The sequence below is a fragment of the Chitinophaga sp. genome, from assembly GCF_035538455.1.
GTDB lineage: Bacteria > Bacteroidota > Bacteroidia > Chitinophagales > Chitinophagaceae > Chitinophaga.
In genome coordinates this window covers 92886-106906 of the sequence record NZ_DATLKJ010000093.1, presented here as the reverse complement: position 1 = coordinate 106906, position 14021 = coordinate 92886, and the positions used below count along the sequence as shown (strand labels likewise).

Sequence of the window (14021 nt, the reverse complement as noted above, 5' to 3'; positions counted from 1 at the left end):
AATGTTCCCCAATGTTGACACCAAAGGACACAAATGGAGAACAGTGGTCAGAGATGAATACAAGAAGGCGCTTAATTCAGACACCAACAACCTGATAACGGCCTGGGCAAAAGGAAAAATCAAATAAGCAATACCTAATCTATAACGTAAGTATTTGCAGGGGTATATTCTTCACATGGAATGCCCGCCTGCTCAAATACAGAGTGCTCAATGGTTCTGCAGATACTGTTCAGCGGCAGGTCATTCTCTTCCTCGCCGAATGGTTCTGCTATCTCCTGGATGATCGCATCCAGTGCTATAAACGTATAGCTGATCAGCAATACAATCAGCGGCATCATCCATCCCAGGCTGTCTACCAAACCGAAGGGCAGCCAAAAGCAATAGAAGTAAACAGTGCGGTGCATTAAAACACTGTAGGCAAAAGGCAGCGGTGTGTTGGAGATTCTTTCGCAACCTCCCACCACGTGAGAAAGCTGACTCAACTGGTGATCCAGCGCAGTTAATACAATCGTATCAATATGATGCTTCCTGTTCTGCTCGCTGATCCATTCTCCCATAAAACCTAAAATCGCAACGGGGATATACCTTTTACCTTTCAGCGTATTCACCTGTTCCGCCGGCAATAACCGCGTGAGATGCTCCGTGCCGGATTTATGCCGCAGCTGATAATTCAATGACCAGCCAAAAGCCGCCAACATCTTTATGAAAACAATCTTACGTTCCTTGGATTCCGGAGACGGGTCCTGTATCATCGTTAATACCTGCCTGGCAAGGGATCTGGACGCTATCACCAGCGTCCCCCATAGCTTGCGGCCCTCCCAGTAGCGGTCGTAACTGGCCGTATTGCAGAAGCCCATAAAGATAGCCAGCGCCAGGCCAATTAATGTGAAAATGGTAGGATTGAGCGGAACCTTGTAATCGTATATCTTTCCTTTGAGATAAAGAATAGTGAGCGAAAATACCAAAATGATCAACAGCTGAACGACAATCTTCTTCACTACTGATCCTTTCCAGATAAATAACATGCTAAGCCAGTTGGTACGCTGTCTGGTGATCATCTCTATGCAAAAATTAATTTAAACCGACGATAAACTTCAGTCGGATAAAACTACAGATTAGTTTTTGATTATGCACAATGCCTGCTGAAAAATTGCAGAATAAATAAGAAGATGATCACCAGAGATAACAAATCAGATGCCTGATATTTTAGTATATTGTGAGAACCGATAGATTGATAACACCCTCAAAGATGATTAGCCCGGACAATAGGTTTTAACTATAAAATCATAGAATCAATTGATTATGTTTATATCTCCGATGTCTTAATTTTATCAAATACCAAGAGCAAAAACGTATTCATTCCAGACCCTACAAAATCTATAAAAATGGAAAAAGAATTAAGCGACATCAGTAAATGCCCGTTTCATAATGGCACTATGAACGACAATGTTGGCGGTGGCGGCACCAGGAACCGTGATTGGTGGCCCTATCAGCTGAAACTGAGTATTCTGCGCCAGTTTTCGTCACTCACCAACCCGATGGATGAAGATTTTAATTATGCAGAAGCTTTCAAAAGCCTCGACCTGGAGGCCGTGAAAAAAGATCTGCATGCGCTCATGACCGATTCACAGGACTGGTGGCCGGCAGATTTTGGACATTATGGCCCCCTGTTCATCCGTATGGCCTGGCACAGTGCCGGTACCTATCGCGTAGGAGACGGCCGTGGTGGCGCAGGCTCAGGACAACAACGTTTTGCGCCGCTCAACAGCTGGCCCGATAACGTAAGCCTAGATAAAGCACGCAGACTGCTCTGGCCTATCAAACAGAAATATGGCCGCAAAATTTCATGGGCCGACCTCCTGATTCTTACCGGCAATATCGCACTGGAATCAATGGGCTTTAAAACATTCGGCTTTGCCGGTGGACGTGAAGATGTCTGGGAAGCAGATGAATCTGTATTCTGGGGCGACGAAACCAAATGGCTCGGCGGCGACCTCCGTTATGCACACCACTCTCACAATGGAGAAGGACATCACAGCGCAGTGGCAACAGATGAAGATGCAGACTATGATAAACATGCCCGCAACCTGGAAAAACCATTGGCTGCCGTACAAATGGGCCTGATCTACGTAAACCCGGAAGGCCCGGATGGTAATCCCGATCCTATTGCTGCCGCAAAAGATATCCGCGATACTTTCGGCCGCATGGCAATGAATGACGAAGAAACCGTTGCATTGATAGCAGGCGGTCACAGCTTTGGTAAAACGCATGGCGCTGCTCCGGCTACACACGTAGGCAAAGAACCGGAAGCCGCCGGCATCGAATTACAGGGCTTGGGCTGGAGCAACAACTATCGTTCCGGTAAAGGCCCCGACGCCATTACCAGCGGGCTTGAAGTTATATGGACCAAAACACCTACCAAATGGAGCAATAACTTCCTCGAGAACCTCTTCGCTTATGAATGGGAACTCACCAAAAGCCCTGCCGGTGCACATCAGTGGGTAGCAAAGCACGCAGAGAGAGAGATTCCGGACGCATTTGATAACACTAAAAAACATCTGCCTACAATGCTCACTACCGATCTCTCCCTGAGGTTCGATCCTGCCTATGAAAAAATATCCAGGCACTTCCTCGAACATCCGGAAGAACTGGCAGATGCCTTTGCCCGCGCATGGTTTAAATTAACACACCGCGACATGGGCCCCCGCACCCGTTACCTCGGACCCGATGTGCCGGAAGAAGAACTCATCTGGCAGGATCCCATTCCTGCAGTGAATCATCCCCTCATCAATGAAAATGACATTGCAGAACTGAAAAGCAAAGTACTGGCATCAGGCCTCAGCGTGCCTGAACTGGTATCCACTGCATGGGCTTCTGCATCTACCTTCCGTGGCTCCGACAAACGCGGCGGCGCCAATGGCGCACGCATTCGCCTCGCCCCGCAGAAATACTGGAAAGTGAATAATCCATCACAGCTGCAGAAAGTACTGGGTAAACTGGAAAGTATTCACCAGGAATTTAACGCAGCACAATCAGATGGTAAAAAGGTTTCACTCGCAGACCTTATCGTACTCGCAGGTAGCGCCGCGGTAGAAAAAGCAGCAAAGGATGCCGGTCATACCATCACCGTCCCCTTTACTCCCGGCCGTATGGACGCCTCACAGGAACAAACCGACGTTGATTCAGTTGGATACCTGGAACCCCTCGCTGAGGGTTTCCGCAACTACCGCAAACCAAAATTCCCGGTGGCTACGGAAGCATTGCTGATAGACAAAGCACAGCTACTCACGCTGACAGCCCCTGAGCTAACCGTATTACTGGGTGGTATGCGCGTACTGGATACCAACTACGACGGTTCTAAACATGGCGTGTTTACATCCCGCCCCGGCCTGCTCACCAACGATTTCTTCATCAACCTGCTCGATATGCACACCGTATGGAAAGCAGCGTCTGAAGACAAAGAAATCTACCAGGGCAGCGACCGTACTACCGGTGCAGCAAAATGGACTGGTACACGTGCAGACCTGGTACTTGGCTCCAACGCAGAACTGAGAGCCGTCGCAGAAGTATACGCCAGCACGGATGCCCAGAATAAATTTGTAAAAGACTTCGTAGCCGCATGGGTTAAAGTAATGAACCTCGATCGCTTTGATCTGCATTGATTCCTAAAGCAAACGAATAAATAAAACCAGTGGCTGTATTCAAACTTGTTGATACAGCCTCTGGTTTTAGTTGTATATTCATAGTATCGCAGCCATGTAGACGTAACATTTCTCCCTCCGACATTCCTCAACCTCAAAATACCTACACGATGAATTTTTCTCTACCCTTCTGTAAAAATTTATGGACAATACTCTCCGGATGCTGTATGCTCATCTGCTGCTTATGCTCGTCGGAAGCCTATGCACAGCATAACGGATACGTACAATACCGGGAGTTTGCAACCAGCGAAACCCACCGGATTACTGGCATTTGCATCAATTGCGGAATAGAAAACCCGGAAAGAGCAGTTGGTAACAACGAGCTGGATTATGCAACGTTTAAAATCGGGCTTGCCCTGCTCGGCGGAATAGAGCAGACACTAATTTTCCAACATACATCTATCGACAGGTTCACGAAAGTAACAATCGGAATTGGTACAGGACACACCTGTCTGTCACTTCGGCTACTGGGTCAGCTGTATGTCGAAACCTTCTCTGGTGATACATCCAATAATGATTTCCAGGCTGTAGATGCCCGCATGCTGAAGCTCTTGGAAGATTCTACCAGGGGAGAAATTGAAATGATAACCACAAAACCCTATGACCGCGTCAGGATCACTTTAAATGGCGGACTTGCAGACATAAATGATGAGTTCCGGGTTTACTATGCTGATCAGACGTATGGAGACTTCTCACGCTGCGATGTCCCTCATTTCTCCAGTGAAGCGCTCTATTATTCTTTTGATGGGAATACTAAAGAATTGATTTCAGGTGTAGATTTAAACAGCAGGTTGCTGCCGGTATTTCAGGACAATATGGCTTGTGGAAGACAGGGACTCAGCACATTGCCCTGCCTCGAAAATACACTACAGAGCAGCCTGGGAGGCTGGAATACCGGCATTCAGGGCACCGTTGGATTCTGGGCCCGCATCGATGACCAGCCCTACTGTTCCGGAACAGCCAGCCTTCGTGTAGAAGTTCCCCCACTGACGATTACTGTTACTATTGACTCTATCACTGCATGTAGTGCCGGCGGCTGCAAAAGCTATCATCTGGAAAAACCCAGGACACTAAATCTGTATGTTATAACCTTTCAGCCGGTTGTAGGAATGCCCGTACGCCTTTTTGTGAATGGCCATGAAATAATAGCCCCCACAGTAGCTTCTACTCTTCCTCAACCAGATGGTCATGTAAGAATTTCAATCAATCAGGCCCAAATTGATGAAATGATAGTTTATAAGAAAGTGCTGTCTCGTTTTACCATCAGCGACTGGTTCTATGAGAACAGTCCGGAATCAGCGAATACAGCCAGGTTTCCGTCTGAGGAAAACTCCCGGTTAAACCAGCATCGGGTCACAACTGAAGAAAACCCACTGCGCTTCTATCCCAATCCCACTACCGGTAAGATCAATATTGCCGGAGACATTCTTGTCAATGATGCAACTATTTCGGTTAAAAACACCTCGGGTAAAGAGGTCTGTCGTACACGCTTGCACACAGGAAATTTTATGTTGCCGGCGTCACTTCCCAACGGGGTATATATCATCACACTGACTACCAAAAACAACAGAACCTATACAAGTAAGGTCGTATTGTCGAAATAAAATGTTCAGGCCCCGGTTATGGAGGCTTAACATTAGCCCCTATGCATCATTCTGTTCCGGCATTACCTACGTTATTGATGGAGGACGGTCAATAATCCTCCATCTCACTTATCAAAAAAATATTAATAATTGACAAATAACTATCTGGTTCCAACCTCAATTGTCGTTATCTTCATATGGAAGATCCTGTCCTTTGTACTGATAAGAAGAGAGCTTTTCCGGCCATAGTTAACGGTTAACCAAATCTGTGCACGTTTTGAATTCAACAACAATTTATACAAAAAAGATAAGAGGGCATTTTCGTTATGCAAAACTGATATAACCAGTTTTCATGAGCAATAGTGAATGTGGCCATATGCCACCTTTTTAGTCGCAGATAAACATCCACGGCAATAGCCATCATATGTATGCAGTAAATGCTTCTTACTGCAAAGGGGATAGCTTGCGCGATAAGTGATTGAATATTTTTTCACTTCATAAAACCAGTTTGTATGATCCAAAAACTCACAAGACCCTGCCTCCGGCAAATTCGGGTGGCAGCCGCAGCTTTGTTGTTACTCAGCTCCTGTAGCAAGCTGACAGAAAACGAACCCATTGGTAAACCTATAACCGCACCCGCACTGCCAGGTACCGTCAACCTGCTGAAGAGCGCCCGCTTCTACGGAGTTTATTCATCCAATTCCAGCACCGGCCAATGGACTAATTGCACCGACCCAAACATTGCACCTACAGGTACTGCCATTAAACCCAACGGCTTTACGTACCTGCGCAAACTCACCATTGCAGAGAAAGCACTGATCGGTTCCACTGTTACCCTTAACCTGAAACTGTACGCACAATATGATGGATGGGACAGAACCTTCGAAGTGGCTGTTCTCAATACACCGCTGAATACCTCAAAGGATAGCCTGCCTTCATTGCTGAGCCAGCGGGCCAAAGTTGCCTGGATCATGACCCCTTATTTCCTGAAATCACAGACACCGAATTCCATTGATTACAACAGCTACGATCTCAGCGCATTCGCCCAGCAACTACGGCGCACAGACCAGGATTCCTGGATCTATGTGGAGATAGGCGCCAATGTAGACTACGGAGAATCTACCGCTGCGGGCTTAAGCTTCTGCGATAATATCGGTTTCCTCCTCGATGCCTCACTGGCCAATTCCGGAAGCACCGACAACGTTCCATCTCTCTATGCAGCAAATGTGATCAATGCTTCCAACTCCACAAACGGCATATTTACAGCAACCGTAACACTTCCCAAAGCGTTGACCAACGCCAAACTGAGCATTCTTACTTCAGGCCACGGCAATGAAGAAGGCCAGTCACGCAGAAATATTGTGTCTGTTGACAACACACAGAAAGCTGATGTAAGCACCCGTATATTCTGCACACCAGCCAGCTACTACGATAACATCAATCCCAATGGTTACAAAGGCCCTTACGCAACCTGGAGATATCCGGTGAGAAACTGGTGCCAGGGCGGCGCCCTCAGCCCCGTTCTTGTAAATCTGGGAAATCTTACCGCCGGCACACACACCTTTAAGTTTGATATGAGCAAACTCGAATACTATGTATCCGGTATCAGTGCTGTCTTATCGAACAAAGTACAGGCTGTGAGTGGAAATGTGACTTACGGAGCTTATTTGTCAGGTACCACTAACTAAAAATGTTGTACGCAGGTATCAGCTGTTAATGATAGCTGATACCTGTTTCTCCGTTTCAATAACAGGCATAAAAAAACCCACGCCAAAGCGTAGGTTCGTATACTTGTTATAGTGTCACTATATTAATCTTTCAATCCCCTTCCTTCAAGGATCTGCGGTATACAATTCTCCACTCTCAACATCCGGGTTTTAGCTTGCTTGGCCCCCGCAAAATACAACAGGTAACCTCTTTGTCTCCCCGGCGTCAACGCTTCAAACGCTTTCTTCAGGGCTGGCATTGCATCCAGCTTAGCCTGGAATTCCTCCGCAACAGCGAACTCGCTGGTCTTTTTAAACACCACTTCCAAACCAGCTTTCTCCACCTCAATAGCATCATAGATATACTTCTTCAGCACAGACGCCTTCCTCGTAATTTCCTGTGAACTCGTGAATCGGATCTGTTTCGTCGCCTGTACATTCTCAGATTGAATGACCAGCAGACCATGAACATCATTCAGCAAAGCGCCTTTAAAAAACAGCAGGGCACAATATTCCTTAAATCCGTGTATCAAAACGATGTTCTTCTCCTGAAAGGTATAACAGGGGGTACCCCACTTAAATTCTTCGGTCAGTCCACAATCGAGCACAATCATCCTTAATTGCTCAAATTCGTCTTGCCATTGCTTTTCCCTGTTCATAAATGCATCCACCTTGGAACTTGCATTGCTCATAGTATATCAGTTTTAGTTGCCCGCCTAAAAGTAATACTACATAACGAAATAAAAAATATTCCGCCCGGCCGTGATGCCAATAAGCATAAAGATTGCAGGAGCTAACGCCTCAAACCACTGATAAATTCGGCAATACGGGCTTCTATCCGGTTCCGGAGCCATTGGATACTGGATTCATCCAGATCGGCCAGGATGCTATTGTTATCGTCATTGAAATCAACAAAGATGTCTTCCTGGAACTCTCTCCTGATCTCATTCAGTCTCTTTTCATTGTTGGGGTCAAACCTACCGGTCTTCGACAATGCGCTGTTCAGCCGGTTTTCCGTAATGTAGCCAGCCATCTCATCCACGAGAAAAGAAAGCTCCTCTGTACGCGAGGACACATTGGGAATAAACGACCACTTCTCCGCTTCATGAAACTTCTTCTCTTCATCAAACTCCGGATTCTTGATTTTGAAGATCGGACGCATTTCAAGCGCTATAAGGCCGGTGTGATGCAATGGCTTAATCACAACACCTTCTATCAGATTCGGGGAAAGCTCCGGCAGCCCCAGTTCACCGGGTACCCTGGAATCAATCCTGGTGTCAAAGCTCAATGCTTCATTCAACTTACCGCTGAATAATGCTTTTGCATAAAAGATATTGAATTGTTCAAAGCAAGCTACCGATACCTCATAGTCCAGGTAAGTCTTTGTACCATCTTCCTGTTCTGTCGCAATATCAAACGCACAAAAGGCTATCGACGGAGAATAATAAACACCCGTTTGAATCGCCTGTATATCTCCGTCCGGCGCCACTTCCGGATGCGGGTATTTCCCTCCGAATAATTCCCCATAAATAATATAACGGTACGCAGGTATATGCAACTTCAGGTGCTCAAACAACGCGGTTATCCGGTCCTCCATCCTCGCAGCCACCACCTGGAATCCGAAAAAATCGTCACTCCATTTCAGATAATCCTTCCTTTTGGCATATAATAACTTACGGCCTTCATATACAAAGCTGAAATTGGCGCCATGTACTTTCTCTGTCACCACCCACTTCAATTTATTGAGATCATGCTGTTCTTTTTCAGACAGGTGAAGGCTTTTCAGACTTTTGGGCATTTTCTCGTATTCAGAATTCTTATTCATGCGGACACGCAACGGGTTAATTTTATTGCTATGGTTAACCGCCGCAAGGTAGTGAAAAAATGTACCTAAGCAAAAAGAAGACCGGGCATGGTCTTCCTTTTGCTTAGGTACATTCACAACGGGGTTACGCCTATTTACTATATACCATACTCAGCGACTGCTCCGTAACAACCCTTACAATATGGTCATTATGTTCCTGCTGATGTCTGTCGGCATCATCATATGCCTGATCAATGTTGGCCCGCCACGGGCCCTTGAAATCACCGTCTTCGCAGATTGCTCTGTGTCTTATGGAAAATTCGGCGGCGGAATTGGTTAAAGTGTGTTGATTGGCCATAACTTAAAATTTGGTTTTAAATTTTATAGGGAAAGAGAATCGCAGACCGATGTTATTTCTCTCGAAAAGCTTGAGTGTAGTCTCAGTAGCTTTAAAGAGGTCTGTAAACTGATAATACAATTCCATATTTACCACAGCACTTTCATCCCTGTTGTCTTTCACTGAAAAGAAAAGGCCAAGCCCTAAGTCTGCGATAGGTAATTCATTATTCTTGATTTTCCAGTTCCCAAATCCGTGTAGCGCAATAATGTTATCCTTTAACAGGAAACGGTAGTAGTCTCCATACAGGTTCAGGCTGGCCAGGTTCTTCTCATAAGTGCCGGTGTATGCACTGTATGTTTTTGTTGATGTTCTGTCGTCAGCAGCAGGTCCGTAATTTTTCTTTTCAACAATATCCATCTTGCTCAGCTCATCAAAATTATCCGTAACCGAAAACTGCCCCCCCAGGCACCAGAAATAAGAACGGCTATTCTCTCGCGTCCAGTTATAGCTGGAATACTGAAGGGACACCGCATGACTTATATACCCCATTTTCTTTACCTGGTCAGTGTATGGCAGTGATCCGTCAAACAGCCTGAAAGAATTATTGCTGACTTTATAACCGATGCTGAACCAACTCATTGATGAGGCATATAGTTCCATATTGGGTCTCAGAACTCTCATCCGCCGATTTCTCAGATTCCTTGCAGATACTATCAACTTGCTTTCATGAAAGTTATTAAGCGAATCGTTCAGGCCATTCAACTTATATCTGACAATGTCTATTTCATAAGTAACACTATCGACATATGATTTGATGGTTGATTCTGCCAGTGTATTTTCAAAGCTATTTTTTCGTTGCAACAGCTCATTGTGTTTAATTCTAAGGCGCGTCATATTCTGCGCCGTATGTCGGTAATTATCTATAGAGTCTGCCAGCGTTGTCAGTTGCTTATCCACCTCACTCAGCTCATATCTGGCCATCTCTTTGCGCAATTGCAGCGCTTCTTCCGAAATACTTCTTTCCAATTCATCTTTCTTACAGTAAAGTGCTGTAATCTTTGAATGCAGGAGATTTCGGGCCTGGCCGGTAATGATCCTGATACTGTCTGTATTAAACTGATCACTGATTACCGTTTGCCTCATCTGCAATGTATCCAGCTGGTCAGCGAAGAAAGTAACCCTATTCCCACTCCTTGCGAGAATATCATATCTGAGGTCAAGTGCAATTTTGGTATTGAGGGAGGAGTTGGTAAAAATAGGTGCAAAACCATCTGTCACAGCTGCACTTCCTGCTATTCTCAGAATACTGTTATTTTTAAAAATACCAATACCGCTGAAAGAAACACGGGCATCTTTTATGTCAAAGGCTGCGGCATTGCCAACGGTGCTCTGGGGCTGGCCCGTGATCAGATTCGTGAATTGCTGGTTTAATACAGCTTTGAACTGCTCTTTCGTTAAGGAATTCACTTGCTGCGAAAAAGCAGTAAAGGAAAAGAATAGCAACAACAGGCAAATAGCCTGAAATACCATAGGGTTATAGCTTTTCATGTGCTTATAGATGAAGGGATGATGGAAATAATTTCCCTTCAAATGTAAACCCACCTAAAAACCGGTACAACGTGAAAAACACCTTATTTATCCGGGTGAAATATTTTTTGATTATCATCCCGGAAAACACTAGTCTTTATTTAACAACACAAAAAACCCTGCAGCATCTGATGCTGCAAGGTTTCAATAACATACAGCCCTTTTCCTATTTCCTGACTACGGAATAATGTGCCGCAATAACACCTGACTTAAATTGCTTAGAGCTGATCAGCTGTAGTTTTGTCTGCTCCTTCAGATCTTTGAACAAAGGAATGCCTGCTCCCAGCAAAACAGGCTGGATCGTCAACTTGTATTCATCAATAAGATCCAGTTCCATAAAAGTCTTCGCAAGGCCAGGGCTGCCGAATATCACCAGGTCTTTTCCTGGTTCCTCCTTGAGCTTTTGTACCTCTTCCGCAATGTTATCTTTAATCAGCCTGGTATTATTCCAATCGGCTTTGTCGAGTGTTCTTGAAAATACCACCTTCGGAATATCCTGTACCCATCTGGCATGTTTCAGACTATGTTCACCGGCGCCTTCGGGATTTTCCAGCACGGTAGGCCAGTAGCCAGCCATCATGCCATATGTAACACGCCCATACAAAGGCGACCCCACCTGTTCTACAACTTCTCCAGCATAGGATTGTAACTCCTGGTCGTAGGAAATCCATTCCAATCCTCCATTTACATCCGCCACATAATTGTCTAGAGATACGTGCATGAATAAGACTACTTTTCTCATTTTCCCTGATTTTTATTGTTAATTAATGTTTGATGACTATTATCGATGGTATTACAGCGAAGTAACCACTGATGGCCATACCTGTCGGTCAGCATACCAAAGAGGCGACCCTGGAAATTACTTCGCAACGGGTGGGTAGCCAGGCCGCCGGCAGCGAGTTTGCGGTAACAGTTCCTTGCTTCCCCCTCGCTGTTACAGTGCAGCATAAGAGAAACCGTATTCCCCTTTATCAGCCCTCCCTCTCCCACCATATCAGACCCCATCAGTACCAGTGATTCACTCACCAGGGTGGCCTGCACCACTATCTTTCTTATGGCAGCCGGCAACTTTGCGGCGCCTCCCAGCTCCCCCATCGTCTGAATGGTGAGACGCCCTCCCAGACATTCACGGTAGAAGCTCATCGCCTCCCTGCAATTACCGGCAAAGGTGAGGTAGGCATTTATTTGAGTCATTTCACTACTTTTGGTGACGATACAAAGCTACCCCGGCCCGGCAATTCTGCTGGGAGGGTATAGCGACAAATGAATATGGCGATTACGACAAGACCATCGCGATAATAATATCTGACCGCATGAAACATATTTCAATCCTGATCCCCAAAGGACAGAGCAGCCTGGTAAATATTGAGGGAAGCCTTCAGATACTCTCAGAGGTGAATATACTGCGTGAAGCCAGGGGTGAAGAGCCGTTGTTCAACATCCAGCTGGTGGGACTTGCACCCAACACGAGCCAGCGCAACGGGCAGTTTACAATTAACCCCGATGCCCTGATCGGTGAGGTACACAAAACAGATCTGATCATTATTCCTTCTTTACAGGGAGATCAGGAAAAAGCAGCAGCGCTCAACCTGGAATTTATACCCTGGATCTTAGAGCAACGCAGCAAAGGCGCAGAAATTGCCTGTCTTTGTATCGGCGCATTCTTCCTCGCAGCTACCGGCCTGCTGGACAACCGGCCATGCACTACACACTGGCAACTGGCTGGTCAGTTCGTGAAAATGTTCCCCGATGCAAAGATGGTACCCTCACAACTCATCACAGATGAAGACGGTATCTACACCAGCGGCGGCGCCTTCGCCTACCTGAACCTGCTGGCATACCTGGTGGAGAAATATGCAGGCCGTGAAATGGCCATCGCAATCGCCAAAGGCTTTCTGATAGATATAAACAGAAAGAGCCAGTCCCCATTTATTATTTTCGAAGGACAGAAAGCTCACGACGATACCGAGATAAAAATGGCCCAGGAGTTTATTGAACAGCATTACCCAGATAAAATAACGATCGACCTTCTGGCAAATAAATTCGCCATCGGGCGCCGGAACTTTGAACGCCGCTTCCAGCGATCCACCAACAACACCGTCAATGAATACGTGCAACGCGTAAAAGTGGAAGCCGCCAAACGAAGACTGGAAACAACACGCAAGAATGTAAGCGAAGTAATGTATGAAGTCGGCTATACCGATACACAAACCTTCCGCGAAGTTTTTAAAAAACTTACAGGCCTTACACCAGTAGAATACCGGAATAAATACAATGAGATGGCGACAGAACTTACGTAATATGTTTTTATTACTTACCTTAAAACTCAGCCAAAGAAGGACGATGCTATTTCCTTCCTGAATTGCTCATCCCCCAGCTCCTGACGCTTGGAATAGGTAGCCCGCGCATCAGCGCCCGCAACATAACGCAGGGTGGCTTTACCATCAGTAGCCGCTTCATATACAACGTCTGCAATCTGTTCAGCAGTGGAATAAAAAGCCATCCGCTCCGGACTGAAAAAAACCTGTTTCACCTTTTCCAGCAATACCGCATAAGCAGGATGCTCTACCAATACAAGCGAGCGGCCCGCAAAATCCGTTAATATACCACCCGGAGAAACCGTCTTCACCCGGATACCAAAATGGCTTAATTCAAATGCCAGGCTTTCGCTCCAGCCTTCCAGCGCCCACTTGGTAGCATGATACACCGAATTAAAAGGGAAAGCCACCAATCCTCCGATGGAGGTAGTAGAGATAAACATACCGGCTTTTCTTTCCCGGAAAGCTGGTATAAATGCTTTCGTAACCCTCATCACACCTAATAAATTGGTGTTAATCTGGTGCGTAAGCTGCTCTTCAGAAACGGCTTCAAAAGGCCCGGACAAACCATAACCCGCATTATTGAACACCACATCCACTGGGCCCGATTGCAGTGCCTGTTTCACTGCATGGTCAATCTGAGCCGGGTCGTTGACATCCAACGGCAACAACGTAATACCTTTGATAGCGTTAAGCTCCGTCTCCTTCTCAGGCGAGCGCATGGTAGCAATGACCTGCCATCCCCTGGACGCAAATAATTTTGCAACAGCTTTTCCTAGCCCGGAAGAGGCTCCTGTAATAAAGATAGTTTCAGACATAATAAATAAATTAAAACGTACAAGTATCGTGTTCCATTAAAGATACCTCACCAGAGGTGCAGATGATGGAGGCTGCATTTAATACAATAATAGCGTATTTTCTTTCATTAATTCAGCAGCCACAGCCAGCTCCATCGGACGCTTAGCAGCAGACATTACCGATG

General features: G+C 45.9%; 12 protein-coding genes. 4 read left to right on the top strand and 8 right to left on the bottom strand.

Translation table 11 applies throughout. From position 1 onward, the window contains the following. Window positions 1-134 precede the first annotated feature (134 nt). Window positions 135-1058: a bestrophin family protein gene (locus VM802_RS11055; protein WP_325530319.1), complete on the bottom strand. Its 924-nt coding sequence runs from the start codon at window positions 1056-1058 to the stop codon at window positions 135-137. 327 nt (window positions 1059-1385) lie between these two features. Between VM802_RS11055 and katG the strand changes: the two genes are divergently transcribed. The 3 genes from katG to VM802_RS11040 all read left to right on the top strand — a co-directional run bounded on the left by katG (window position 1386) and on the right by VM802_RS11040 (window position 6972). Then, window positions 1386-3662 (top strand): catalase/peroxidase HPI, encoded by a 2277-nt coding sequence (gene katG, locus VM802_RS11050; protein ID WP_325530317.1) that lies wholly within the window; start codon window positions 1386-1388, stop codon window positions 3660-3662. 149 nt (window positions 3663-3811) lie between these two features. Beyond that, window positions 3812-5305, top strand: a complete 1494-nt coding sequence (locus VM802_RS11045) for a T9SS type A sorting domain-containing protein (protein ID WP_325530315.1) — start codon at window positions 3812-3814, stop codon at window positions 5303-5305. 491 nt (window positions 5306-5796) lie between these two features. Then, the gene (locus tag VM802_RS11040; RefSeq protein ID WP_325530313.1) at window positions 5797-6972 is read left to right on the top strand and encodes a peptide-N-glycosidase F-related protein; all 1176 of its coding nucleotides are present in this window, start codon (window positions 5797-5799) and stop codon (window positions 6970-6972) included. 122 nt (window positions 6973-7094) lie between these two features. Here the strand turns inward: VM802_RS11040 and VM802_RS11035 are convergent, their stop codons facing one another. The 6 genes from VM802_RS11035 to VM802_RS11010 form a co-directional block, all read right to left on the bottom strand. Further along, on the bottom strand, window positions 7095-7682 hold the full coding sequence (locus VM802_RS11035) for a YdeI/OmpD-associated family protein (RefSeq protein WP_325530311.1): 588 nt from the start codon (window positions 7680-7682) through the stop codon (window positions 7095-7097). Between the two features lie 101 nt (window positions 7683-7783). Beyond that, window positions 7784-8815, bottom strand: a complete 1032-nt coding sequence (locus VM802_RS11030) for an RNA ligase family protein (protein WP_325530309.1) — start codon at window positions 8813-8815, stop codon at window positions 7784-7786. Window positions 8816-8945: 130 nt separating this feature from the next. Further along, entirely contained in the window at window positions 8946-9152 is a 207-nt protein-coding gene (locus VM802_RS11025; RefSeq protein ID WP_325530307.1) for a hypothetical protein, read from the bottom strand. Between the two features lie 3 nt (window positions 9153-9155). Then, complete coding sequence (locus VM802_RS11020; RefSeq protein WP_325530305.1) at window positions 9156-10682, bottom strand: hypothetical protein; 1527 nt, start codon at window positions 10680-10682, stop codon at window positions 9156-9158. A 205-nt stretch (window positions 10683-10887) separates the two neighbouring features. Then, on the bottom strand, window positions 10888-11463 hold the full coding sequence (locus VM802_RS11015; RefSeq protein WP_325530303.1) for a dihydrofolate reductase family protein: 576 nt from the start codon (window positions 11461-11463) through the stop codon (window positions 10888-10890). Next, window positions 11460-11915 carry a VOC family protein gene (locus VM802_RS11010; protein ID WP_325530301.1) on the bottom strand — a complete coding sequence of 152 codons (456 nt, stop codon included), beginning with the start codon at window positions 11913-11915 and terminating at the stop codon, window positions 11460-11462. Before VM802_RS11010 ends, VM802_RS11015 begins: the two co-directional genes overlap by 4 nt. 119 nt (window positions 11916-12034) lie before the next feature. Here VM802_RS11010 and VM802_RS11005 point away from each other — a divergent pair, with 119 nt between their 5' ends. After that, window positions 12035-13021: a GlxA family transcriptional regulator gene (locus VM802_RS11005; RefSeq protein WP_325530299.1), complete on the top strand. Its 987-nt coding sequence runs from the start codon at window positions 12035-12037 to the stop codon at window positions 13019-13021. Between the two features lie 26 nt (window positions 13022-13047). Here VM802_RS11005 and VM802_RS11000 read toward each other — a convergent pair whose 3' ends face one another. Further along, the gene (locus VM802_RS11000; protein WP_325530296.1) at window positions 13048-13857 is read right to left on the bottom strand and encodes an SDR family oxidoreductase; all 810 of its coding nucleotides are present in this window, start codon (window positions 13855-13857) and stop codon (window positions 13048-13050) included. Window positions 13858-14021: the final 164 nt, after the last annotated feature.